We start from the raw sequence: 22,005 nt of genomic DNA, 5'->3' as shown, positions 1-22,005 counted from the left end.
ACGCCCGCTTCAGGCGGGGACGATGTCGAACGCCACGCAGATGCGGCGCCGGTCGCCGCCGTGCGGGAACGTGCGGTGAAACGCCTGCGACGGAAACAGCAGCAGCATGCCCGATCGGGGCCGCACCAGCGTCTCGCCATAGGCTGTGGCGATGGCGCCATCGACCGGGTCGTCGGGCAGGCCGAACGCGATGCACCCCTCTCGCCCGGTGCCGTTCACGATCGCGTCCGGCACGTCGACATAATAGACGCCGCTCATCCACCCGCCCTGGTGGACGTGCCATTCCTCATAGCCTTCGGCGTCGGTCAGCACGCTCCAGTTGTGGAAGATCGCACGGTCGGGCCGGGTCGCGACCCACGGATGGTCGATCGCGTCGTGGCGGCGTGCGGCGTCAAGGACGCGCGCCGTGATCGCATCGCGCAGGGCGCGGTTGGCCGGCACCCGCCCGGTCGCGGGACGATCGACCCGCCAGGAATGCGACGACGCCACGCCGTAACGGCCATAGCGCAGGTTCGCATGGCCGTTCAGCTCGGCCGACAGATCGGCGTTGAAGCCCTCGAGCGACGACCAGCCGTCTGGCACCGGGAGCGTTTCCGACACCAGGAAATCGGGCACGCCGATCAGGCTGCGCGCGGTCGCGAGGTCGCCGAGCATCGCATGCGCCTCCCCCATCGCCGCCAGCAGCCGTGCGTGGTTGGCGCCGCGCGCGCGCAAGGCGTCGGCAACCGCCAGCGCGGTGTCGGGCTGGCCGCGCCGCAGCAGCAATGTCATCCTTCGTTTCGCGGCGTCGACGTTCGCCGGGTCGGCCTCCAGCGCCGCCTCCAGCAGCGTCAGCGCTCCGTCGCGGTCGCCCAGCAACGTGCGGATCTTGCCGTGCAGCGCCAGCGCGGCGGCACGGGGTTTCGGCTCGTCCGCCGCCGCCGCGGCGCGGGCGGCAAAGCCATCGGCGCACGTCATGTCGCCATCATGGTCGCGCGACATATAGGCGATCGCCACGGCAAGCAGGTCGCTGGCGGCACCCGTATCCTCGGCCAGCGGCGTGCCGAGCGCGATCACGTCGTCGAACGCGTCGAGCAGCAGCGACAGGCTGACGTAGCCGCGGCGCAGCGCCTCCGTCGCGGGCTGGCGGTCGATCGCCTGGCGCAGCAACGCGCGCTCCTGCTCCATCGGCAGCGCCTTCGCCGGCTCCGGCTCGATGGTGAGCGCCAGGCGGGGTGGAGCGGCGACGGCGGTACGGCTCATGCGCGATTTCGGCCCAGGGGAAGCGCGCGGGAGGCGCGTGTGGATGACGCCGCCACTATCGCCGCGCCACCGACGAATAGCAAACGCCGCCGGCCCCGTGGCTGCGCGCCCTAGCCTAGGCGGTAATGGCCGGCGAGCCGGTCGAGCGCGAGGCCCAGTACCAGCTTGCCGGCGCGGCTTGGCCAGCCGAGCGATTTTTCCGCAGCCGCCAGCCCTTCGCCCGCGCACACCACGCGCCACAGCACGTCGGACAGGCCCGGACCCGCCGCGGCGACGGCGGCGTCGAAGCGGCGCTTGGCGGCGATGCCGGCGAGGGTCGGGTCGAGCATGTCGGGCGCCGCGCGTCGCCCCCCGGCGGACGGCGCGGCATCCCAGCGCATCGTCACGCGCGGGCCGAGCTGTGCCGTCTCGTAATCGGCGCGCAGCCGTTCGCCGGCCTCGAACTGCCGGGCATCGACATGGCCGCGCGCGCGCAGCCACGACAGCGGCGATTCGGCCAGGTTGACGGTGACGCTGCGCCCCGACCGCTGCCGTGGGCGCGCGTCCGTCGTGACGCGGCCATCCTCGATCGCTCGTTCCGCCAACACGCGCATGTCCATCTCCCGATCCACCGATTCGGCGAGGGCTTGCCACGGCGTCGACGATGTAGGACAGGATAAACGAACCCGATAGGTTAGGAACGCCGCGCCCATGATTACCGCGATCCGCGAAGTCCGCCGCGCGAAGGGGATGACCCTCGACGATGTCGCCCGCGCGTGCGTGCCGCCGACGACCGCGCAGACGATCGGGCGGCTGGAGACGGGGACGCGGACCGTGTCGGTCGGCTGGCTCAACCGCATCGCCGCGGCCCTGGGGGTCGAGGCATCCGATCTGGTGACCTTGCCCGACCGGCCCGACATTGCGGTGGCGGCGGTGCTCGACGCCGCGGGCGCACACGCGCCGCGCCGCGCGGCGACGGTGGCGCCGCCGCGGGCGGAGCCGGGGCTGGTCGCGGTGATGGTCGCCGGCAGCGTCGGCGACTACCGCGCGGGCGACCACATCTGGTGCGAGCGGCTGGCGCCCGACGGCTTTGCCGGCGCGCTCAACCGCGACGTGCTCGTCCCGCGTCCGGCGGGGCGCTACATGTTCGCGCGGCTGATTGGGCGCGAGGGCGACCGGCTCCACCTGCTCCCGCTCGGCAGCGGCGCGCGCCAGCAAGTCGTGTCCGACCCGCCCTGGATCGCGCGCGCGGTGCGGCTGGTGCGGGGCCTGTGACTGGAGCCGTGACTTGGGCTGTGGCTGGGGCCGTGACTGGGGCCATAACGGGAGTGGTGGGCGCTGACGGGCTCGAACCGCCGACCCTCTCGGTGTAAACGAGATGCTCTACCAACTGAGCTAAGCGCCCTCTCTCGAGGAAATCGCGTCATAGCGCGGTTTGCTTGGCGGGCAAGCGGGGCGTCGCGGACGGGGGCGGACCAATCGCCGTTGCTGGGGGAGATCGGAGGCACTCTCCCTGTGTCCTGCACGACTGCTGGCCTGCCGGAGCGTCGGGGCCGCGTCGCCGAGGAAGGCGCGTGATGTCCGCAGCGGAGCGGCGGCGATCCGGGCTCCGCGCAGCCTTGTCCGCTCGCGGTTTCCCCGGCCTCGATCCGCCCCCGTTTGCCCGCTCGCCGAGACTCGCCGCCTACGCCGGGGACAGCCCGGCGCGCTGGGCGGCGGCGAAATAGCCGTGCATGCCGCTGCGCGCGCGCGGGGACAGGCCGATATAGGCGCGGCGGCGGTCGCGCTGGTCGGGCTGGCGTTCGAACAGGCCTGCATCGACCATCGTGCCGATCCAGCGCAGCGCGGTGGTGCCCGGCACCGCGGCGGCAATGCAGAGGCTGGAAACCGACACGCGGCGATGCTCGATGCCGGCGGCGAACAGGTCGAGCAGCATGTCCCACGCCGGGTCGGCGAACAGCTCGCCGGGGAAGAAGCCGCTGCGCAGGCGCCGGGCGCGGATCAGATTGCGCACGTCGGTGCCGGCGATGTCGCTGGTCGCCGGCGGCTCGTGCAGCTCGCTGCCGAACCGGAGCGGCGATTCGCGCGCGGCCGGACCGGGCGTTTCGGGGGCGTCGCGGCTGAGGCGCATCAGCGTTTCGGCGAAGCGCGATACCTCCGCATTCAACTGTCGCATGCGTTCGTCGTCGGCGCGGCTCACGTCGTGAAGCGCGTGCGTCCGCGACAGTGCCGCGAGCGCGACGACGCGGTCGGTGATCGTCGCGTCGCACACGACCGATGCCGTCCCGTCGGGGATGGCCGCCCAGGCCGCGTCGATCTCCTTGTGCGACACCGCGACGACCATGCCGGCGCGACACTCCTGCGCCTGCCGGGCGACGACCGGCAACAGTTCTGCGATCGCATCCTCGTCGGTGCCGGCGAGTTCGACGATCACGCCGTCGATGCGGCTCTGCCGGTCGAGGCGCGTGGTGGCGGCGGCGAGCGGGACGGTGTCGGCGACCCGCCCCCCGCCGTCCGCCACCGCGGCAGTCGCGAGCGCCGCTCCGGCGGGAGTATCGGCAATGATCAGGAAAAGGCGTTCATCGCCATAGCTTGGCCCGGACATCTCAGCGTACCCCTGTACAAGGTTCGTGATCTGTTCCGAGCATGCAAAGTTCCTCCAATACGGACCAGAGGCAATTGTCGCCGAAACGGCTTTATTCGCTAGCTACTTGTTCCAATTTGGAGGGATCGGGCAGCGGACATTGGGCAGGGGGAGGCGGCGGACCGGCTCGCTGCCCGCTCAGTCGAGCGACTTGACGATCTCCTCGACCATCTTCTTGGCGTCGGCGAGCAGCATCATCGTATTGTCCATGTAGAACACGTCGTTGTCGACGCCGGCGTAACCGACCCCGCCCATGCTGCGCTTCACGAACAGCACGGTCTTCGCCTTTTCGACGTCGAGGATCGGCATGCCGTAGATGGGGGAGGTCTTGTCGGTCTTGGCCGCCGGGTTGGTCACGTCGTTGGCGCCGATGACGAAGGCGACGTCGGTCTGCGCGAATTCGCTGTTGATGTCCTCCAGTTCGAACACCTCGTCATAGGGGACGCTGGCTTCGGCGAGCAGTACGTTCATGTGCCCCGGCATGCGGCCCGCGACCGGGTGAATCGCGTATTTCACGCGGACGCCGTGCTCCTTCAGCTTGTCGGCCATCTCGCGCAGCACGTGCTGCGCCTGCGCCACCGCCATGCCGTAGCCGGGCACGATGATGACCTGTTCGGCCTGTTGCATCAGGAAGGCCGCGTCCTCTGCCGATCCGCGCTTCCACGGGCGTTGCTCCCTCGCGTCGCCGGCGATCGCGGCCTCCGCGCCGAAGCCGCCGGCGATGACGCTGATGAAGCTGCGGTTCATCGCGCGGCACATGATGTAGCTGAGGATCGCGCCCGACGACCCGACCAGCGCGCCGGTGATGATCATCGCGCTGTTGTGCAGCGTGAAGCCCATCGCCGCCGCCGCCCAGCCTGAGTAGCTGTTGAGCATGCTGACCACGACCGGCATGTCGGCGCCGCCGATCGGCACGATGAGCAGAAAGCCGATCGCGAACGACAGCGCGGTGATCGTCCAGAACACCCAAGCGCTCTGGTCGGTCACGAAATAGGCGATCAGGCCGAGAATGCCGGCGAGCACGCCGAGGTTGAGGACATGGCGCCCCGGCAGCAGGATCGGCTTGCCGCCCATGTTGCCGTTCAATTTCAGGAAGGCGATGACCGAGCCCGAAAAGGTGATCGCGCCGATCGCGATGCCCAGCCCCATCTCGATCCGGCTGACCGGCAGGATAGTGATGATCGGCGGGCCGTAGATCGGCTGGATGCGGCTGGCGATGCCGAACGCTTCGGGGTTGAGGAACGCGGCGGCGGCGACCAGCACCGCGGCGAGGCCGACGAGGCTGTGGAACGCCGCGACCAGCTGCGGCATGTCGGTCATCGCGATGCGGCGCGCGGTGGTGAGGCCGATCGCGGCGCCGATGGCGATGGCGGCGAGGATTTGGGCAATCGTCAGCCAATCGGGCAGCAATTGCAGGCTGTGCTCTATCGCTGCTGGCGTCCGGCCATAGGCGTTGGCGACCTCTGGAACATGCGTCACCAGCGTCGTGATGACGGCGATGCCCATGCCGATCATGCCGAAACGGTTGCCGCGCTGGCTCGACGTCGGCGACGACAGCCCGCGCAGCGCGAGGATGAAGCACACCCCGGCGACGAGATAGGCGAGCGCCGCAAAAGGGTTGACCGCGTGTTCCACTCTTCACTTCCCCCTTACGTCATCCCGGCAAACGCCGGAATCTCCCTCCGCAGGCGTGCCCTCGCGACACGAGACCCCGGCATGCGCCGGGGTGACGAGCTAATGCTTGGCCGGTGCCGCCGGCCGGTCCTTTTTCTTGTACATCGCGAGCATCCGGCTGGTGACCGCAAAGCCGCCGAAGATGTTGATGCTGGCGAGCACGACGCCGAGCAGGCCGAGCCATTTCGACGTGGCGGAGCCCGCCGCCGCCGCCGCGATCAGCGCGCCGACGATGATGACGCTCGAAATCGCGTTGGTCACCGCCATCAGCGGCGTGTGCAGCGCCGGTGTGACCGACCAGACGACGTAATAGCCGACGAAACACGCCATGACGAAGATCGAGAGGATTGCGATGAAATCCATGTCAGCGTTTCCTCTCCAGATCGCGCGCGATGTCGCGCGTCGTCCGTTCATATTGGTCGAGCAGGTCGCGGTAGCTGCGGCGCGGTGTCTCGCGCGGGCCGACGATGCACGAATCATCGACCTGCCCCTGCATCGCGGTCCACGTCCGCCGGCCTTCGGCAGCGGCGGCGCGGGCGCGCGCGGACACCGCCGCTGCCGCCGCATGGGAGCGTTTCGCGCGGGCGATCGTCGCCGCCGATCGATCGAGCGACGCGCACTTCCTCACCATATGCTCGGCCTGGGCGAGCGCCTGGAAGCGTTCGGAGAGCGATGGTGCGGTCGGGGTAGCCAGCAGGGCCAGTACAAGGATCGGGCTCATTGGCGGATCACTTTAATTCAAAGGGAGTGACGGACGGCGGCGGCACGTTTCGGCGCGGGGTCTCCGGCGGGCGACGTGTAGCGCCGGTCACAGCGCGGCTTCGAGCAACCGCGGGTTCACGACCTTGCCGCCCTGCGTCAGCCGCACGGCGTCGCCGATTTCCTCGTCGAGCACCGGTTTGCCCGCGTCCTTGTCCCAGAAGGCGGAGAGGAAGTTGAAGAGGTTGCGGCTGAACAGGGCGCTGGTGTCGGCGGCGAGGCGGCTAGGGACGTTGCGGTGGCCGACAATCTTCACGCCGTGGACCTCGACCACTTCGCCCGCCACCGCGCCTTCGACGTTGCCGCCGGCCTCCACCGCCAGGTCGACGATGACGCTGCCGGCGCGCATCGTCGCGATCTGCGCGTCGGAAATCAGCCGCGGCGCGGGGCGGCCCGGGATCAGCGCCGTCGTGATGACGATGTCCTGCTTCGCGATGTGCGCCGAGACGAGCGCGGCCTGCGCGGCCTTGTATTCGTCCGACATCTCGGTGGCGTAGCCGCCCGAGCCCTCGCCCTCGATGCCCTTCACGTCCTCGACGAAGATCGGCTTCGCGCCGAGCGAGAGGATCTGTTCCTTCGTCGCCGAGCGCACGTCGGTCGCGCTGACCTGCGCACCCAGCCGCCGCGCGGTGGCGATGGCCTGCAAGCCAGCGACGCCGACGCCCATCACGAAGACCTTCGCCGCGCTGACGGTGCCCGCCGCGGTCATCATCATCGGGAAAGCGCGGCCATATTCGCCCGCGGCGTCGAGCACCGCCTTGTAGCCGCTGAGGTTCGATTGCGACGACAGGATATCCATCGACTGCGCGCGGGTGATGCGCGGCATGAATTCCATCGCCAGCGCCTCGATGCCAAGGTCGGCGTAGCTATCGATCTTTGCGCGCTCGCCGAACGGGTTCATCGCGGCGGCGAGCCACGCGCCGCGCTTGATGCCGGCAAGACTGTCGGGGGCTGGCCCCTGCACGCCGAGCACGATGTCGGCGTCGGCGAGCACCTCGGCGCGGGTGCCGATGGCGGCGCCGGCATCGGCATAGGCCTGATCAGCGATCGCGGCGCCGGTGCCGGCGCCGGCCTCCACCGCCAGTGTCGCGCCCAAGGCGGCGAACTTCTTCACCGTTTCCGGCGTGGCGGCGACGCGGCGTTCGCCGCTGGCCTGTTCCCGAAGGACCGCGATCTTCACCCCCGGAGGCGCCGTCAGCTCGCGATCAGCCAGACGACGCCCGCACCGATCAGGAAACAGATGACGGCGCCCCATTTCAGCATCGCCATGACGCTGGTGTAGGTTCCGAGATGCGCCTTCATGTCGCTGTGCTCAGCCACGTATGTTCCCCTGGGACAGAATGTTTTCGCACCCATCCTTAGCCACCGCTCGCCCCGCCCTCAAGAGGCGAGGCGGGCGACGCCTCAGCGCGCGGCGGACGGGGCGACCGAAACCGCCTTTTCCGGCACCACGACCATCGACCAGTCCTTGGCGGGCTGCAGATATTTCGCCGCCAGCGCCTGCACCTGCTCGGGCGTGATCGAGGTCAGGTCGGTGGCGATCGTGTCGATCGCGGCGAGCCGCTTCGGATCGTACGTTCCGCCCTCCGCCTGCGCCAGCCAGAACATGTTGCCGGTCGACAGGCGCGCGACCTGCTGGACCACCGGCACCAGCGAGCGGCGCAGCTCGTCGGTGTCGATCGGTTTCGCGACCAGATCGGCGGCGATGCCGCGGGCGAGGTCGAAGAAGAAGCCGGTCTTGTCGGGCGGCACCATGCCGATCGCCATCATCCGCCCGCCCATCGGCATCCCCACCGGCCAGGCCGAGGCGACGTTGGGGGTATAGCTGACCCCGGCTTCCGAGCGCAGCTTGTCCAGCAGGCGGTCGCGGAACACCGCGGCCAGCACTTCCAGCTTGCGGCCCTCGGCGATGTCGGCGCTGCCGCCGCCGGTCGGCCAGGCGAGCACCGCCGCGGCCTGGGTCGGATTGCCCTTGTGCGTGCGCACGACGGGTTGCGCGACATGCGCGGGGAAGCGGGCCGAGGGCGAGCGCGGGGCGGCGGCCTTGCGCGGCTTCATCGCCCCGAACGAGCGGGCGACCGCGTCGATCGCGGCATCGGCCTTCACATCGCCGAACACCTGCACCTCGATCGGGCCCGAGGCGAGCAGCGGCTCCCACAGCGCGCGGAAGGACTTTGCGTCGAGCTTCTCGATGTCGGCGCGGCTGGGCGTGCCCCAGCGCGGATCGCCGTCGTGCACCAGCCGGTCGAGCTCGCGCGACAGCACGCCGTCGGGCGAGCTTTCGAGGCCGGCGTAGCTTGCCAGCATCACCGCCTTCGCGCGCGCCACCGGTTGCGGATCCCAGCCGGGGTTCGTCAGCTTCGCCGCGATCAGCCGCAGCTGGTCGGGCAGGTCGGCGGCGGAGGTCGTCGCCCCCATCACGAAGGCATCGCTGTCGACCTTGAAGTCCAGCCCGATACGGCGGTTGCCGGTCAGCTGGTCCAGCTCCTCCTGCCCCAGCGTGCCGATCCCGCTCGCCATCAGCGCGAGATCACCGGCGTAGGCGGGCGTCAGCCGGTCGGTCGGCAGCGCCTGCAATCCGCGACCGAAGCGCACCCGCACATAGACGCGGCTGACCTCCGATGGATTCTCGAACAACAGCATCCGCACGCCGTTCGCGAACTCGATCTTCTCGAACTTCGGATCGGCGACCACGACGCTGCGCGCGGTGACCTTGCCGGGGGTCCCGAGCTTCGGCAGCGCGTCGAACGTGACGCTGCGCAGCGCCTTGCCCGCCGTCGCGGTCGAGGCGACGGGCGTGTCGAGCGCGGTCGCGAGCAGCGCGGGGACGTTGGCCCCGGCGACGCGCGTGTTGACCACGCCGCGCAGCGCAACGCCGGTGAACACCGCCTTCGCCGAAGCCTGCACCGCGGCGGGGGTGAACATCCGCTTGTCGATCGCGCCCTGGAAGATGCCCAGGCTGGTCGCCGGGGTCGTCGTCGTTTCCTTGATATCGACGGCCTCGACCAGGTCGTCGGCCTTCTTCGCGCCGGCATCGACACGGGCGGTGTCGACGCTCGCCTTCATCGACGTGCCGATCTCGGCCAGCTCGCGGTCGATCTCGGCCTGGGTCGGGGGGACTGCGATGGCGTCGGCGATGGTGACGCGCACGTCCTTCAACGCGGCCTCCCAATCGTCGCCGATCGGCAGGATCGACACGAAGGTGCCGTTGGCGCTGCGCGACACGTCCTCAAGGTCCGCCGACGCGCTGATGAAGCTGCCTCCGGCACGCGCGCGACGTTCCAGCCGGCGGTTGACGATGCGCACCGCGATGCTGTCGATCATCCGCTTCTGGTTGAAGATCACGGTGTCGTCGCCGACCGTCCAGGGGCGGAGGTAGGCGAGCGTCACGATCGGTGGCAGCGCCGGCTCGACCAGCGCCGCGGTGGCGGTCTTGCCCGGCTGCGGGCTACCGAAATTCGGGGTCGGCTCGGGCGCGCCGACGCCCTTCCAGTCGGCGAAGGCGCGGACGATCTGCCGCTCGAACACGGCGGGGTCCATGTCGCCGGAGATCACGACGACGGCGCGCTCGGGCCGGTACCAGCGGCTGTGGAACGCCGCGACGCTAGCCGCGGTCGCCGCCGACAGCGTCTCGGGCGTGCCGATCGGCGAGCGGTTCGACAGTGGTTGCCCGGCGAACAGCGTGGCGCGGGTCAGGTCGCCCAGCCGCACCTGCGGCCCGGGCTGCTCGCGCGCCTCGGCCATCACCACCGGGCGCTCGGCGTTGAGCGCAGCCTGGGTGAGCCCGGGCCCGGACATCATGCCTTCCAGAATCTTCAGACTTTCGGCGAGGCTGGTCTCGTTCGCCATCGGCAGGTCGAGCTTGTACACCGTCTGGGTGAAGCTGGTGCTGGCGTTGGTGTCGGCACCGAAGGTCACGCCCATCCGCTGCCAGATGCGCTTCGCCTCGCCATCGGGGACATGCTCGGATCCGCGGAAGGAGAGATGCTCGATCAGGTGGGCGTAACCCTGCTCGCCCTCGCGCTCCATCAGCGATCCGGCATCGATGCGGACGCGGATCGACACCTGCCCCGGCGGCACCCCGTTCTTGCGCACGGCGTAACGCAGGCCGTTGGGCAGCGTGCCGAACCGCCAGTCGGGATCGGGGGTGATGTCGCTGCCCTTGTACAGCCACGCGGTCTTGTCGACCGGCACCTCGGCGGCCAGGACGCGCCCCGGCGCCGCGGTCTTGGTCTGCGCCGGCAGCGCGACCGCGAGCGCCAGGGTGAGGGGAAGCGCGACCAGCGCGCGCGCGAACACGTTCGGTGTTGAGCTCATCACCCGCCGCTCTAGCGGGGTTAGATGAACCTAACCAGCACGGACGCACGGCGCTTGATCGCGGGCGCCGCGCAGCCCACATGCACGCACATGCTGATCGAAACCGAAGCCACGCCGAACCCGGCGACCGTCAAGTTCCTGCCCGGACGTACCGTCATGGACGGCGGCACGCGCGATTTCGCGACGCCGGAGGAGGCGGAGGCCTCGCCGCTCGCCGACGCGCTGTTCGGTCTGGGCGACGTGACCGGCGTGTTCTTCGGGCGGGATTTCATCTCGGTCACTGCGGCTCCGGGTGTCGAGTGGGCGCAGCTGAAGCCCGATGTGCTCGGCGTCCTGCTCGACCATTTCTCGGCGAACATGCCATTGTTCCGCCCCGGCTCTGCCGCCGGCATCGCCGTGCCGCCCGAGGGTGCCGAGTTCGCCGAGAACCCGGAGGATGCCGACATCGTCGCGCAGATCCGCGAGCTGATCGAGACCCGCGTCCGCCCCGCGGTCGCCAACGATGGCGGCGACATCGTCTATCGCGGGTTCGACAAGGGCAAGGTGTATCTGCAGATGCAGGGCGCGTGCGCCGGCTGCCCGTCGTCGTCGGCGACGCTGAAGCAGGGCATCGAGCAGCTGCTGCGCCACTATGTCCCCGAAGTGACCGAAGTCCGCGCGGTTTAAGCCCCGCCGCACCCCAGGAGTGTTCCCCGAATGGCCGAGAATTTGAGCGAGGCTGGCCTCGACACGATCTTCCGTACCGCCCGCACCGCCAACACCTACCGCCCCGACAGCGTCGTCACCCACGACGACATCCGCGCGATCTACGATTTGGTGAAGATGGGGCCGACGTCGGCCAACATGCAGCCGGCGCGCTTCGTGTGGCTGACCGACGCCGCCGGCAAGGCGCGACTTGCCGCCCACGCCAGCGGGTCGAACGCCGAGAAGATCAAGGCCGCGCCCGCCGCGGTCATCGTCGCGATGGACACGAATTTCCACGAGCAGCTGCCGTGGCTGTTCCCGCACGATCCGACCGCGAAGCACTGGTTTCCCGATGCCGCCGCGCGCGAAATCGCGGCGCTGCGCAATTCGTCGTTGCAGGGCGCGTATCTGATCGTCGCGGCGCGCGCGCTCGGCTTCGACGTGGGGCCGATGTCGGGATTCGACCAGGGCGCACTGGACGCCGATTTCTTCGCCGCGACCCCGGCGGTGAAGTCCAACTTCGTCGCGACGATCGGCCACGCCGACCCGGCGTCGATCTTCGATCGCAGCCCGCGGCCCGATTTCGAAACCTTCAATACCTTCGCCTGACGGCTGCGCGGTGCGGACCCTCGTCATCGATACCGCGACCGCGGCCTGTTCGGTCGCGCTGATCGCGGACGGGGTCGTCGTCGCCGCACTGCACGAGGTTGTCGGGCGCGGCCATGCCGAGCGGCTGGTGCCGATGATCGCCGAACTGCCGGATGGGGGCAAAGCGGACGCAGTGCTGGTCGATTGCGGTCCGGGCAGCTTCACCGGGCTGCGCGTCGGGCTTGCAGCCGCGATCGGGCTCGGCATCGGCTGGGGCGTGCCGGTGTCGGGGTACGCCTCGACCAGCCTGATCGCCGCAGCGGCCTTTGCCGATCATCCGGACGTGCCCGCGCTTGCGGTGGTGATCGAAGGCGGGCACGGTGAGGTGTTCATGCAGCGCTTCGATCCCGCTCTCGCCGCCGCGCCGCTCGCTTCGCTGAAGCCGGACGCCGCGCTGGTTGCGCTGGGCGGCGAGTTTGCGGTCGGCAGCGGGCTTGGCCGGCTTGCCGCGTTCGATCCGGCGATCGCGGGTGTCGACGCCCTGCCGGTCGCCGCCCGCGCGACGCTGCTGCCGCCGCACCTGACTGCGCTGCCGCCGCGCCCGATCTACGGTCGCGCGCCCGATGCGAAGCCGGCAGCGGTCAAGCCGGCATGAGCACCGCGCCGCGCTTCACCGAGCTTCGCGCCGGCGGCGCCGGCGACCTGCAGACCGTCGCGCGGCTGATGGCCGACAGCTTCGACCCCGAATATGGCGAGGCGTGGACCGGCGGCCAGTGCTTGGGGATGCTCGCGCTCCCCGGCGCCTGGCTGACGCTGGCGGTGCACGACGGCGCGGTGTCGGGGTTCAGCCTGTCGCGGGTGATCGCCGGCGACGGCGAGCTGCTGCTGATCGCCGTCCATCCCGATGTGCGCGGGCGCGGCGTCGGCGCGGCGCTGCTGCGCGGGGTGATCGCCGAAGCGCGCGAGCGCAGCGCCGAGCGGCTGCACCTGGAGGTTCGCGACGGCAACCCGGCGACCGCGCTCTACCGCGCGCACGGCTTCGCGCAGGTGGGGCGGCGCCGCGACTATTATCGCGGCACCAGCGGGCGCGCGCGCGACGCGCTGACCTTCGCGCTCCCGCTCTGACGATCCGTCCTTTGGGTGAAATTGCGAGTCGCTCGCGCTTCCAACGGGCGCGCTTGCGGACTACATCGCGGTCATGGCCCGCAAGATCGACCTCGAAGCCCTCTGCCACGAAAAGGGCCTGCGCATCACCGAGCAGCGCCGCGTCATCGCGCGCGTCCTGTCCGAGGCGGAGGATCACCCCGATGTCGAGAAGGTGTACGAGCGCGCGTCGGCGATCGATCCCGGCATCTCGATCGCGACGGTGTACCGCACCGTCCGCCTGTTCGAGGAAGCCGGCATCCTCGACCGCCACGATTTCGGCGACGGTCGCGCCCGCTACGAACCCGCGCCCGAGGCGCATCACGATCACCTGATCGATATCGAAACCGGCAAGGTGCTGGAATTCGTCGATCCCGAGCTCGAGCAGTTGCAGAAGCAGATCGCCGAGCGGCTGGGCTTCCGCCTGGTCGATCACCGGATGGAGCTGTACGGGGTGAGCCTCGATCGCAAGGCGTAGCGCGCACAATGCCAGCAGATGCTGGCATCGAGACGCGCGAAGCCCGGCCGGCGGGCTTCAAGGCCCGTCCGACGACGCGGCTTCGCCGCGGCGTGGCGCCTGACATGATCGCCAATCTTCGCATCACCGCGCGCCTGATCGCGATGCTCGTCGCCTTGCTGATCGCCCTGCCACTGCACGGCCTGTGGCGGCTCCTGCGTCAGCGTTCGCCGTGGCCGCCGATCTTCCTCGGCTGGATCGCGCGGATCGTCGGTGCGCGGACGCGCATCGTCGGCACGCCCCTGCCGCGCGACGTCCTGTACCTCGCCAACCACATGAGCTGGCTCGACATCCTCGTCATCGCCGGGGCGAGCGGCAGCGCGTTCGTCGCCAAGGGCGAGCTGGAGGACGTGCCGGTCATCGGCTGGCTGTCGACGCTGAACCACACGGTGTTCGTCGATCGCGGCGACCGGCTGGGGGTCGCGCGGCAGGTCGACATGCTGCGCGATGCGCTTGCCGCCGACCATCCCGTCACGATCTTTCCTGAGGGCACGACCGACGGCGCAGGCGTGCGCCTGCTGCCGTTCAAGGCGGCGCTGCTCGGTGCGGTCGATCCACCGGCGCCCGGGCTGATGGTCCAGCCGGTGCATGTCGATTACGGCGCGGCAACGCGCGATATCGCCTGGATCGGCGACGACCCCGGCCTCGCCAACGCGCTGCGGGTGCTGGGGCGGCCGGGGCGCATCGCGGTGACGCTCACCTTCCTCGCCCCCTTCGATCCGGCGGGCATGGGCCGCAAGGCGGTGGCGGCTCGCGCGCGCGATGCGATCGCCGCAGTGATGCGCGCGGGGTGACGGCGCCCGGCTATTCGGCTAAGCGCCCGCCCATCATGCCCACCCCCAAAACCTTTCACGTCAAGTCGTTCGGCTGCCAGATGAACGTCTATGACGGCGAGCGCATGGCCGAGGCGATGGCCGCCGCCGGCTATGCGTCTGCAGCGGATGCGACCGATGCCGATGTCGTCGTGCTGAACACCTGCCATATCCGCGAGAAGGCGACCGAGAAGGTCTATTCCGACATCGGTCGGATGAAGAAGCGCCGCCCCGACCAGATGATCGCGGTCGCCGGATGCGTCGCGCAGGCCGAGGGCGCGGAGATCATCCGCCGCGCGAAGGTGGACGTCGTCGTCGGACCGCAGGCGTATCACAATCTGCCGCAGCTGGTGGCCGACGCGGCAACGGGCGCGCCCACGCTCGACACCGACATGCCGCTGCTGTCGAAGTTCGGTGCGCTCCCCGCCCGCCGCCGGGTCGGCCCGTCGGCGTTCCTGACCGTGCAGGAGGGATGCGACAAGTTCTGCACCTATTGCGTCGTCCCCTACACCCGCGGCGCGGAGGTCAGCCGCCCGTTCGACGCGATCGTCGAGGAAGCGAAGGCGCTGGTCGACGCCGGAGCGAAGGAAATCACGCTGCTTGGCCAGAACGTCAACGCCTGGTCCGACGGCAAGCAGGATCTGGGCAGCCTGATCCGCGCGCTCGACCGCGTCGATGGGCTGGCGCGCATCCGCTACACCACCAGCCACCCCAACGACATGACCCAGGGGCTGATCGACGCCCATGCCGAGGTGCCGTCGCTGATGCCGTTCCTGCACCTGCCGGTCCAGTCGGGCAGCGACCGCGTGCTGAAGGCGATGAATCGGTCGCATTCGCGTGACAGCTACCTGCGCGTCCTCGAACGCGTGCGCGCCGCACGGCCCGACATCGCGCTCTCGGGCGACTTCATCGTCGGCTTCCCGGGCGAGACCGAGGCCGAGTTCGAGGACACGCTGAGCCTCGTCGCCGAGGTCCGCCACGCGATGGCGTTCAGCTTCAAATACAGCCCCCGCCCCGGCACGCCCGCCGCCGACATGGCCGGCCAGATCGCGGCGGAGGTGATGGACGATCGCCTCCAGCGGCTCCAGGCCGTGCTCAACCGCGATCAGGAGGCGTTCAACCAGGCGACGGTCGGCAAGCGCTGCACCATCCTGATCGAGCGGGCGGGCAAGAAGCCCGGGCAGATGCTGGGCAAGTCGCCGTGGCTGCAATCGGTGATCGTCGAGGACGGGCCGCCGGTGGGCAGCCTGATCGAGGTCGATATCGTCGCGGCCTGGCCCAATTCGCTGGTCGGCGTCGCCGCGGTCGCGCAGGCCGCCTGACCTCATGAACCGCCAATACCGGGCGTATGCGATGCTCGCGTGCGCCATGCTGTTCTGGGCCGGCAACGCCATCGTCGGGCGCGCGGTGCGTGGCGACGTACCGGCGGCGACGCTCAGCCTGCTGCGCTGGAGCGGGGCGTTCGCGCTGCTGCTGCCGTTCGCGTGGCGGCACCTCGTGGCTGACCGTGCAGCGCTGGTTGCGGGGTGGAAGCGAGTCGTCGGCCTTGGCCTGATCGGTGTCGCGAGCTTCAACACGCTCTATTACTTCGGCCTGCACGACACGACCGCCAGCAACGCGCTGCTGCTCCAGGCGCTGATTCCGGGCTTGGTGCTGGTCGCCGACCGCGCGATCTTCGGCATCCGCCCGCCGCTCGCCATCGTCGGCGGGGTGGTGCTGGCGACGCTGGGGGTCGCGGTCATCGTCTTCCGCGGCGATCCCGCGGCGCTTGCCGCACTGGCACTCGGGCGCGGCGACGTGCTGATCCTGATCGCTGTGACGCTCTGGGCGCTCTACACCAGCCTCCTGAAGCTCAAGCCGAAGGTGCATCCGCTCTCCTTCCTCGCCGCGACCTTCGGGGTAGCGGTGATCGCGCTGGTCCCGGTCGCCGGGGTCGAGCTGGCACGCGGCGCGGTGGTTCGATGGTCCACCCACAGCCTGCTCGCCATCGCCTATGTCGCGGTGCTGCCGTCGCTCGTCTCGTACCTGCTGTTCAACCAGGGCGTCGCCGCGATCGGCGCGGCGCGCGCGGGGCAGGCAATCAACCTGATGCCGCTGTTCGGCGCGCTGCTGGCCGCCGGGCTGCTCGGCGAAAAGCTCCACGGCTATCACGCCATCGGCATGACGATGATTCTCGCAGGGCTGGTCATCGGGCTGGCGATGACGCGCCAGCCTGCGGAGGATCAGGGCCGCACTTCGCCCTGATCCTCGCCATCCCAATAATGCACGCGGTCGGCATGGACCTTGATGAGGACCAGCCCCGGCGTGTCGATGCCCTGTTCGAACCAGCGTTCCAGATCCTTCACCCAATGCTCGGCGAACGCGGCCTTGTCTCGGATGATCTCGGCCTTGCCCTCGGCGGCGATGAACACCGGCGGCTTGCCGAGCAGCCCCTTGTTGCCGTGCAGCGTCAGCCCGACGTTGGCGTCGCGCGCGATGTCATGCACCGCCAGCGTGTCGTCGAACGAGAAGAACCAGCTGTCGCCGTCATAATCGACGTCGCGGTTGTTGCTCATCGGGCGCGCGGCGATGCCGCCGTCCGCCGACTTGGTCGACAGCATCGTGAAGTCGATGTCGCGCATGATCTCGGCCAGGTCGGCCAGGGTTTTCTGCTTGGTCTCGGTCATCGCGGGCTCTCCTGAAGCTGTTGCGGGGACAGCGGTCGAGCGCGGTTGTGGTTCCCGTGTTGCGGACGCGCCACGCGGTCCCCAAATTGCGGGGGGCCGGCGATTTGCCGCTGTCCTCCGCGGCGCCGCTCTGCCAGCATCGCTGCCGGACCTAACGCAAGGAGCCGCATGAGCCGCAAGCCCGTCCCCGCCCAGTCCGGCGAACGCAGCCGCGCCGAAGTCACCTTCGACCGCCCCGAACTGCTCCCCCAGCTGTTCGGCGAATATGACACCAATCTGGTCGCGCTGGAGAATCGCCTCGGCGTCTACATCACCGCCCGCGGCAACCGCGTGCAGGTGGAGGGGACCGCGGAAAATGTGGCTCTGGCGCGCGACGTGCTGAACGGGCTGCATACCCGCTTGCTCCAGGGGCACGACGTCGATCCCGGGATGGTCGATGCGGTCATCGCGCTCGCGTCGCAACCGGTGCTCGACGGCATCATCTCGACCGAGCGCGCCGGCATCCCGCCGATCATGATCCGCACGCGCAAGAAGACGATCGTGCCGCGGACGATCGCGCAGACGCATTACATGCGCGACCTGATCGCCAACGACGTGATCTTCGCGCTGGGGCCGGCGGGGACCGGCAAGACCTATCTGGCGGTCGCGCAGGCGGTGTCGCAGCTCATCACCGGCAGCGTCCAGCGGCTGATCCTGTCGCGCCCGGCGGTCGAGGCTGGGGAGAAGCTCGGCTTCCTGCCCGGCGACATGAAGGAGAAGGTCGATCCGTACCTTCGCCCGCTCTACGACGCGCTCCACGACTGCCTGCCCGCCGAGCAGGTCGAGCGGCGGATCGCGAGCGGTGAAATCGAGATCGCGCCGATCGCGTTCATGCGCGGGCGCACGCTGGCGGACGCCTTCATCATCCTCGACGAAGCGCAGAACACCACGCCGATGCAGATGAAGATGTTCCTGACCCGCTTCGGCGAGGGCAGCCGCATGGTCGTGTGCGGTGACCCGAAACAGGTCGACATTCCCGGCGGCGTCGCCGCATCGGGCCTGGCCGACGCGGTCGCCCGGCTGGAGGGGATCGAGCGCATCGCCGTCAGCCGCTTCTCGGTGGCAGACGTCGTGCGCCACCCGATCGTCGGCCGCATCGTCGAGGCGTACGAGGGCAGCGATGCTTGACGTTGCCGTGCTGCACGAGACACCGTGGCCCGACACGAGCGATTGGGAGTCGCTCGCTACCCGTGCGGTGCTGGCCGCCATCGCGCAGACGCCGCAGGGGGAATGGATCTCGCATCCGGTGACGATCGAGGTCGCGGTGCGGCTGACGTCGGATGACGAGGTCCACACGCTCAACCGCCAGTATCGGGGCAAGGACCAGCCGACCAACGTGCTCTCCTTCCCGATGGTGCAGCCCGACCTGCTCGACACCGTCACCCAAGGGTCGGACGATGGAGAGGTGCTGCTGGGCGACATTGTCCTCGCCCACGGCATCTGCGCGGCAGAGGCGGCGGAGAAGGGGATTAGCGTCGAGAACCACGCGACGCACCTGATTGTCCACGGGGTGCTCCATCTGCTAGGCCACGACCACGGCGACGACGTGCACGCCGAGGCGATGGAGGGGCTGGAGCGTGCCGCGCTCGCCGGCCTAGGCATCGCCGATCCCTACCGCACGCTCGAGGACTGACACCCAATTCATGGCAGAGGACCGAAGTCGCGCCGGTAACGGCGACTCCGAAAACGGCAGCATATGGAAGGGGTTGCGCACCCTGATCTTCGGCGACGAAGCCGGGGAGACGCTGCGCGACCAGCTCGAGGAAGTGATTTCCGCGCACGACGACGAGAAGCGCCCGATCGCCGGCGACCTCGCCCCGATCGAGCGCCAGATGGTCAAGAACCTGCTCCACTTCGGCGAGCGCGATGCCGGCGACATGGGCGTGCCCCGCGCCGACATCATCGCAGTGGAGGAATCGACCAGCTTCGACGGCCTCGTCGCGCTGTTCGCCGACGCCGGCCACAGTCGCCTGCCGGTGTACCGCGAGAAGCTGGATACGATCGTCGGCATGGTCCACATCAAGGACGTGTTCGCAATCCTCGCGACCGATGCGACGCGCCCCGCGACGATCGAGGCGTTGATCCGCCAGCCGCTGTACGTGCCGCAATCGATGGGTGCGATCGACCTGCTCGCGCAGATGCGCGCCAGCCGTACGCACCTGGCGGTCGTGCTCGACGAATATTCGGGGACCGAGGGGCTCATCACGATCGAGGATCTGATCGAGGAAATCGTCGGCGAGATCGAGGACGAGCATGACGAGGCGCCCGAGGCGCTGATCGTGCCGCTGGGCGGCGGCGCGTGGCAGGCCGATGCGCGCGCCGAGCTGGAGGACGTTGCCGAACTGGTCGACCCGCGGCTGGCCGAGATCGACGAGGATATCGACACGCTGGGCGGCCTCGCGGTCGTGCTGGCGGGCCATGTCCCCGAAGCCGGCGAATGCCTGGTCCACCCCAGCGGCTGGACGATCGAGGTCGTCGAATCGGATGCCAAGCGCGTCACCAAATTGCGCCTGCACCCGCCCAAGCCCGCTCCGGAGGGGAGCGAGGATTGATCGTTTCGATCGATCAAACTCTCAACAAATTAGCGTTTGGTCGATCACTGGGATCGCGCTAGCCCCGTCCGGCAATCCGCGCGCGATTCCGCGCGCCACCGACAGGAGACGGCACAATGGACGCGAAGACGGGCTCGATCGACAATGGCGGCTGTCCGGTAAGCGGGGGCGTCCGCTCCTTGCTGGGCCGCACCAACAAGGACTGGTGGCCCGAGATGCTGGCGACCGAAGTCCTCAACCCCAACGGTCCGTCGAACCCGATGGGCGCCGACTTCGACTATGCCGAGGCGTTCAAGGCGCTCGACTATCAGGCGCTGAAGGCCGACCTGACCGCGCTGATGACCGACAGCCAGCCGTGGTGGCCGGCGGACTATGGCCATTACGGCCCGTTCTTCATCCGTATGGCGTGGCACGCTGCGGGCACCTATCGCACGGCCGACGGCCGCGGCGGCGCCAACAGCGGGCAGCAGCGCTTCGCACCGCTCGACAGCTGGCCCGACAACGGCAACCTCGACAAGGCGCGGCGCCTGCTGTGGCCGATCAAGCAGAAGTACGGGAAGAATATCAGCTGGGCCGACCTGTTCATCCTGACCGGCAACATCGCGATCGAATCGATGGGCGGCCCGGTGTTCGGCTTCGGCGGCGGTCGCGCCGACGTGTTCGAGCCCGAGCGCGACATCTACTGGGGTTCGGAGGACAAGTGGGTGAACGAGGGCGTGCAGACCCGCATCGCCCCCGAGCATGGCATGCACGAGCTGGAAGGCCCCCTCGCCGCGATCCAGATGGGCCTGATCTACGTCAATCCCGAAGGGCCGGGCGGCGTTCCCGACCCCCTGCTGTCGGCGCGCGACATGAAGGCAACGTTCGAGCGCATGGCGATGAACCACGAGGAAACCGTCGCGCTGACCGCGGGCGGCCACACATTCGGCAAGGCGCACGGCAATGGCGACGCGTCGCTGCTGGGCAAGGCGCCGTCGGGCGGCGACCTGGTCGCGCAGGGCTTCGGTTGGGTCAGCGGCCATGAGAGCGGCGGCATCGGCGAGCATACCGTGACCAGCGGGATCGAAGGGTCGTGGGTCAACACGCCCACCGAGTGGAGCGAGAACTATTTCCGCCTGCTGCTCGATTACGAATATGAGCTCGTCCACTCGCCCGCCGGTGCGCAGCAGTGGCAGCCGATCGACCAGCGCGAGGAGGACAAGGCCCCGGCGGCTTGGGATCCGAACGTCAAGGTGCCGACGATGATGACCACCGCCGACATGGCGCTGAAGGCGGACCCCGAATTCCGTGCCATCAGCGAGCGGTTCCGCACCGACCACGCGGCGTTCAAGGACGCCTTTGCCCGCGCCTGGTTCAAGCTGACCCACCGCGACATGGGGCCGAAGATCCGCTACCTCGGCCCCGACGTTCCGGCAGAGGACCTGATCTGGCAGGATCCGATCCCCGCCGGCACGACGCCGTCGGATGCCGAGGTGCAGTCGGTGAAGGCCGCGATCGCCGCGAGCGACCTGACTGTCAGCCAGCTGGTCAAGACCGCCTGGGCGTCGGCCAGCACCTATCGCAAGTCGGACCATCGCGGCGGCGCCAACGGTGCGCGTATCCGCCTGGCACCGCAAAAGGATTGGGACGTCAACGAACCGGCGATGCTCGCCAAGGTGCTGGAGACGCTGGACGGCGTGCGCGGCACCCTGTCGATGTCTGACGCGATCGTGCTCGGCGGCGTGGTCGGGCTGGAAAGGGCGATCAGGGACGCCGGCTCGAGTGTCAGCGTGCCCTTCACCGGTGGCCGCGGCGACGCGACCGATGCGCAGACCGATGCCGAAAGCTTCGCGGTGATGGAGCCGGAGGCCGATGCCTTCCGCAACTATCTCGGCAAGAAAAAGCTCGCGGTGAAGACCGAGGAAATGATGCTCGACCGCGCATCGCTGCTCGGCCTGTCGGTGCCGGAGATGACGGTGCTGATCGGCGGCCTGCGCGTGCTCGGCGCCAACCACGGCGAGCGCGGACATGGCCACTTCACCAAGCGCGCCGGTCAGTTAACCAACGACTTCTTCGTCAACCTGCTCGACATGACCAGCGTGTGGAAGGCGGTCGAAGGATCGGACGACCAGGAATATGTCGCGACCGACCGCGCCGGCGGCGGCGAGACGTGGCGTGCGACCCGCGCCGACCTGATCTTCGGCTCCAATTCCGAGCTGCGTGCGGTCGCCGAGGTCTATGCCGAGACCGACCATGACGAAAAGTTCGTGAAGGACTTCGTGGCGGCGTGGACCAAGGTGATGAACGCCGACCGTTTCGACCTGAAGGCCTGATTGCGACGGGGCGGCGCGGTATCGGTCGCGCCGTCCCGATTGCACGTGTCCCGATTGCACTCGCCGCGCGCGCGCCC

The 22,005-nt window shown here is 69.3% G+C and carries 23 protein-coding genes and 1 tRNA gene; 13 read left to right on the top strand and 11 right to left on the bottom strand.

Features of this window, described 5'->3' with window-relative positions:
- Nucleotides 1-9: 9 nt before the first annotated feature.
- Together M9980_RS11470 and M9980_RS11465 are read right to left on the bottom strand one after the other, a co-directional pair.
- Nucleotides 10-1,242 (bottom strand): putative 2OG-Fe(II) oxygenase, encoded by a 1,233-nt coding sequence (locus M9980_RS11470; RefSeq protein ID WP_250750904.1) that lies wholly within the window; start codon nt 1,240-1,242, stop codon nt 10-12.
- A gap of 110 nt (nt 1,243-1,352) precedes the next feature.
- On the bottom strand, nt 1,353-1,835 hold the full coding sequence (locus M9980_RS11465) for a DUF6456 domain-containing protein (RefSeq protein WP_250750903.1): 483 nt from the start codon (nt 1,833-1,835) through the stop codon (nt 1,353-1,355).
- A 97-nt stretch (nt 1,836-1,932) separates the two neighbouring features.
- Between M9980_RS11465 and M9980_RS11460 the strand changes: the two genes are divergently transcribed.
- Nucleotides 1,933-2,496 (top strand): helix-turn-helix domain-containing protein, encoded by a 564-nt coding sequence (locus tag M9980_RS11460; RefSeq protein WP_250750902.1) that lies wholly within the window; start codon nt 1,933-1,935, stop codon nt 2,494-2,496.
- Between the two features lie 54 nt (nt 2,497-2,550).
- On the opposite strand, the gene M9980_RS11455 is transcribed toward M9980_RS11460, so the two are convergent.
- The 8 genes from M9980_RS11455 to M9980_RS11420 form a co-directional block, all read right to left on the bottom strand.
- Nucleotides 2,551-2,626: transfer RNA gene (locus M9980_RS11455), tRNA-Val, on the bottom strand.
- Between the two features lie 279 nt (nt 2,627-2,905).
- The gene (locus M9980_RS11450) at nt 2,906-3,826 is read right to left on the bottom strand and encodes a hypothetical protein (protein ID WP_250750901.1); all 921 of its coding nucleotides are present in this window, start codon (nt 3,824-3,826) and stop codon (nt 2,906-2,908) included.
- A 177-nt stretch (nt 3,827-4,003) separates the two neighbouring features.
- Nucleotides 4,004-5,500 (bottom strand): NAD(P)(+) transhydrogenase (Re/Si-specific) subunit beta, encoded by a 1,497-nt coding sequence (locus M9980_RS11445; RefSeq protein ID WP_250750900.1) that lies wholly within the window; start codon nt 5,498-5,500, stop codon nt 4,004-4,006.
- Nucleotides 5,501-5,599: 99 nt separating this feature from the next.
- Entirely contained in the window at nt 5,600-5,902 is a 303-nt protein-coding gene (locus M9980_RS11440; RefSeq protein ID WP_250750899.1) for an NAD(P) transhydrogenase subunit alpha part 2, read from the bottom strand.
- A 1-nt stretch (nt 5,903) separates the two neighbouring features.
- Nucleotides 5,904-6,260: a hypothetical protein gene (locus M9980_RS11435; RefSeq protein WP_250750897.1), complete on the bottom strand. Its 357-nt coding sequence runs from the start codon at nt 6,258-6,260 to the stop codon at nt 5,904-5,906.
- 87 nt (nt 6,261-6,347) lie between these two features.
- On the bottom strand, nt 6,348-7,478 hold the full coding sequence (locus M9980_RS11430) for an NAD(P) transhydrogenase subunit alpha (RefSeq protein WP_250750896.1): 1,131 nt from the start codon (nt 7,476-7,478) through the stop codon (nt 6,348-6,350).
- A gap of 14 nt (nt 7,479-7,492) precedes the next feature.
- The gene (locus tag M9980_RS11425; protein ID WP_250750894.1) at nt 7,493-7,618 is read right to left on the bottom strand and encodes an aa3-type cytochrome c oxidase subunit IV; all 126 of its coding nucleotides are present in this window, start codon (nt 7,616-7,618) and stop codon (nt 7,493-7,495) included.
- A gap of 84 nt (nt 7,619-7,702) precedes the next feature.
- On the bottom strand, nt 7,703-10,615 hold the full coding sequence (locus tag M9980_RS11420; RefSeq protein ID WP_250750892.1) for a M16 family metallopeptidase: 2,913 nt from the start codon (nt 10,613-10,615) through the stop codon (nt 7,703-7,705).
- Between the two features lie 90 nt (nt 10,616-10,705).
- Here M9980_RS11420 and M9980_RS11415 point away from each other — a divergent pair, with 90 nt between their 5' ends.
- The 8 genes from M9980_RS11415 (at nt 10,706) to M9980_RS11380 (ending at nt 16,603) form a co-directional block, all read left to right on the top strand.
- Nucleotides 10,706-11,281, top strand: coding sequence for a NifU family protein (locus tag M9980_RS11415; RefSeq protein WP_250750889.1), 576 nt, complete (start codon nt 10,706-10,708; stop codon nt 11,279-11,281).
- 30 nt (nt 11,282-11,311) lie between these two features.
- Nucleotides 11,312-11,908, top strand: a complete 597-nt coding sequence (locus M9980_RS11410) for a malonic semialdehyde reductase (protein ID WP_250750887.1) — start codon at nt 11,312-11,314, stop codon at nt 11,906-11,908.
- 10 nt (nt 11,909-11,918) lie between these two features.
- Complete coding sequence (tsaB, locus tag M9980_RS11405; RefSeq protein WP_250750885.1) at nt 11,919-12,542, top strand: tRNA (adenosine(37)-N6)-threonylcarbamoyltransferase complex dimerization subunit type 1 TsaB; 624 nt, start codon at nt 11,919-11,921, stop codon at nt 12,540-12,542.
- Nucleotides 12,539-13,012: a GNAT family N-acetyltransferase gene (locus tag M9980_RS11400; RefSeq protein ID WP_250750882.1), complete on the top strand. Its 474-nt coding sequence runs from the start codon at nt 12,539-12,541 to the stop codon at nt 13,010-13,012. The genes tsaB and M9980_RS11400 overlap by 4 nt, the downstream gene beginning before the upstream one ends.
- A 73-nt stretch (nt 13,013-13,085) precedes the next feature.
- Nucleotides 13,086-13,508 carry a Fur family transcriptional regulator gene (locus M9980_RS11395; RefSeq protein WP_250750880.1) on the top strand — a complete coding sequence of 141 codons (423 nt, stop codon included), beginning with the start codon at nt 13,086-13,088 and terminating at the stop codon, nt 13,506-13,508.
- An 8-nt stretch (nt 13,509-13,516) separates the two neighbouring features.
- Nucleotides 13,517-14,341 (top strand): lysophospholipid acyltransferase family protein, encoded by an 825-nt coding sequence (locus tag M9980_RS11390; RefSeq protein WP_250750877.1) that lies wholly within the window; start codon nt 13,517-13,519, stop codon nt 14,339-14,341.
- A gap of 35 nt (nt 14,342-14,376) precedes the next feature.
- Complete coding sequence (gene miaB, locus M9980_RS11385) at nt 14,377-15,681, top strand: tRNA (N6-isopentenyl adenosine(37)-C2)-methylthiotransferase MiaB (RefSeq protein ID WP_250750875.1); 1,305 nt, start codon at nt 14,377-14,379, stop codon at nt 15,679-15,681.
- A gap of 4 nt (nt 15,682-15,685) precedes the next feature.
- Nucleotides 15,686-16,603, top strand: a complete 918-nt coding sequence (locus M9980_RS11380; protein WP_250750867.1) for a DMT family transporter — start codon at nt 15,686-15,688, stop codon at nt 16,601-16,603.
- On the opposite strand, the gene M9980_RS11375 is transcribed toward M9980_RS11380, so the two are convergent.
- Nucleotides 16,582-17,025, bottom strand: coding sequence for a pyridoxamine 5'-phosphate oxidase family protein (locus M9980_RS11375; protein ID WP_250750865.1), 444 nt, complete (start codon nt 17,023-17,025; stop codon nt 16,582-16,584). The two genes, M9980_RS11380 and M9980_RS11375, sit on opposite strands and share 22 nt — an antisense overlap.
- Before the next feature lie 168 nt (nt 17,026-17,193).
- Here M9980_RS11375 and M9980_RS11370 point away from each other — a divergent pair, with 168 nt between their 5' ends.
- The 4 genes from M9980_RS11370 to katG all read left to right on the top strand — a co-directional run bounded on the left by M9980_RS11370 (nt 17,194) and on the right by katG (nt 21,928).
- The gene (locus M9980_RS11370; protein WP_250750863.1) at nt 17,194-18,192 is read left to right on the top strand and encodes a PhoH family protein; all 999 of its coding nucleotides are present in this window, start codon (nt 17,194-17,196) and stop codon (nt 18,190-18,192) included.
- Complete coding sequence (gene ybeY / locus M9980_RS11365; protein WP_250750861.1) at nt 18,185-18,697, top strand: rRNA maturation RNase YbeY; 513 nt, start codon at nt 18,185-18,187, stop codon at nt 18,695-18,697. Before M9980_RS11370 ends, ybeY begins: the two co-directional genes overlap by 8 nt.
- Nucleotides 18,698-18,707: 10 nt before the next feature.
- A complete protein-coding gene (locus M9980_RS11360) occupies nt 18,708-19,616 on the top strand; it encodes a hemolysin family protein (protein WP_250750847.1) in 909 nt (302 codons plus the stop codon).
- Nucleotides 19,617-19,732: 116 nt separating this feature from the next.
- On the top strand, nt 19,733-21,928 hold the full coding sequence (gene katG / locus M9980_RS11355) for a catalase/peroxidase HPI (RefSeq protein WP_250750844.1): 2,196 nt from the start codon (nt 19,733-19,735) through the stop codon (nt 21,926-21,928).
- Nucleotides 21,929-22,005 lie beyond the last annotated feature (77 nt).

Origin of the sequence: Sphingomonas donggukensis, from assembly GCF_023674425.1 — a bacterium.
Lineage (GTDB): Bacteria > Pseudomonadota > Alphaproteobacteria > Sphingomonadales > Sphingomonadaceae > Sphingomonas > Sphingomonas donggukensis.
This window is presented reverse-complemented; position numbering and strand designations above follow the sequence as displayed.

What these genes read in the sequence shown, in the direction of transcription:
- M9980_RS11395 (WP_250750880.1), top strand. Translation starts at nt 13,086, where the DNA reads ATGGCCCGCAAGATCGACCTCGAAGCCCTCTGCCACGAAAAGGGCCTG.
- M9980_RS11440 (WP_250750899.1), bottom strand. Translation starts at nt 5,902, where the DNA reads ATGGATTTCATCGCAATCCTCTCGATCTTCGTCATGGCGTGTTTCGTC.
- M9980_RS11360 (WP_250750847.1), top strand. Translation starts at nt 18,708, where the DNA reads ATGGCAGAGGACCGAAGTCGCGCCGGTAACGGCGACTCCGAAAACGGC.
- miaB (WP_250750875.1), top strand. Translation starts at nt 14,377, where the DNA reads ATGCCCACCCCCAAAACCTTTCACGTCAAGTCGTTCGGCTGCCAGATG.
- M9980_RS11450 (WP_250750901.1), bottom strand. Translation starts at nt 3,826, where the DNA reads ATGTCCGGGCCAAGCTATGGCGATGAACGCCTTTTCCTGATCATTGCC.
- M9980_RS11390 (WP_250750877.1), top strand. Translation starts at nt 13,517, where the DNA reads ATGCCAGCAGATGCTGGCATCGAGACGCGCGAAGCCCGGCCGGCGGGC.
- M9980_RS11410 (WP_250750887.1), top strand. Translation starts at nt 11,312, where the DNA reads ATGGCCGAGAATTTGAGCGAGGCTGGCCTCGACACGATCTTCCGTACC.
- M9980_RS11375 (WP_250750865.1), bottom strand. Translation starts at nt 17,025, where the DNA reads ATGACCGAGACCAAGCAGAAAACCCTGGCCGACCTGGCCGAGATCATG.
- M9980_RS11435 (WP_250750897.1), bottom strand. Translation starts at nt 6,260, where the DNA reads ATGAGCCCGATCCTTGTACTGGCCCTGCTGGCTACCCCGACCGCACCA.
- M9980_RS11460 (WP_250750902.1), top strand. Translation starts at nt 1,933, where the DNA reads ATGATTACCGCGATCCGCGAAGTCCGCCGCGCGAAGGGGATGACCCTC.
- ybeY (WP_250750861.1), top strand. Translation starts at nt 18,185, where the DNA reads ATGCTTGACGTTGCCGTGCTGCACGAGACACCGTGGCCCGACACGAGC.
- M9980_RS11370 (WP_250750863.1), top strand. Translation starts at nt 17,194, where the DNA reads ATGAGCCGCAAGCCCGTCCCCGCCCAGTCCGGCGAACGCAGCCGCGCC.
- M9980_RS11400 (WP_250750882.1), top strand. Translation starts at nt 12,539, where the DNA reads ATGAGCACCGCGCCGCGCTTCACCGAGCTTCGCGCCGGCGGCGCCGGC.
- M9980_RS11465 (WP_250750903.1), bottom strand. Translation starts at nt 1,835, where the DNA reads ATGCGCGTGTTGGCGGAACGAGCGATCGAGGATGGCCGCGTCACGACG.
- katG (WP_250750844.1), top strand. Translation starts at nt 19,733, where the DNA reads ATGGACGCGAAGACGGGCTCGATCGACAATGGCGGCTGTCCGGTAAGC.
- M9980_RS11415 (WP_250750889.1), top strand. Translation starts at nt 10,706, where the DNA reads ATGCTGATCGAAACCGAAGCCACGCCGAACCCGGCGACCGTCAAGTTC.
- M9980_RS11420 (WP_250750892.1), bottom strand. Translation starts at nt 10,615, where the DNA reads ATGAGCTCAACACCGAACGTGTTCGCGCGCGCGCTGGTCGCGCTTCCC.
- M9980_RS11380 (WP_250750867.1), top strand. Translation starts at nt 15,686, where the DNA reads ATGAACCGCCAATACCGGGCGTATGCGATGCTCGCGTGCGCCATGCTG.
- M9980_RS11470 (WP_250750904.1), bottom strand. Translation starts at nt 1,242, where the DNA reads ATGAGCCGTACCGCCGTCGCCGCTCCACCCCGCCTGGCGCTCACCATC.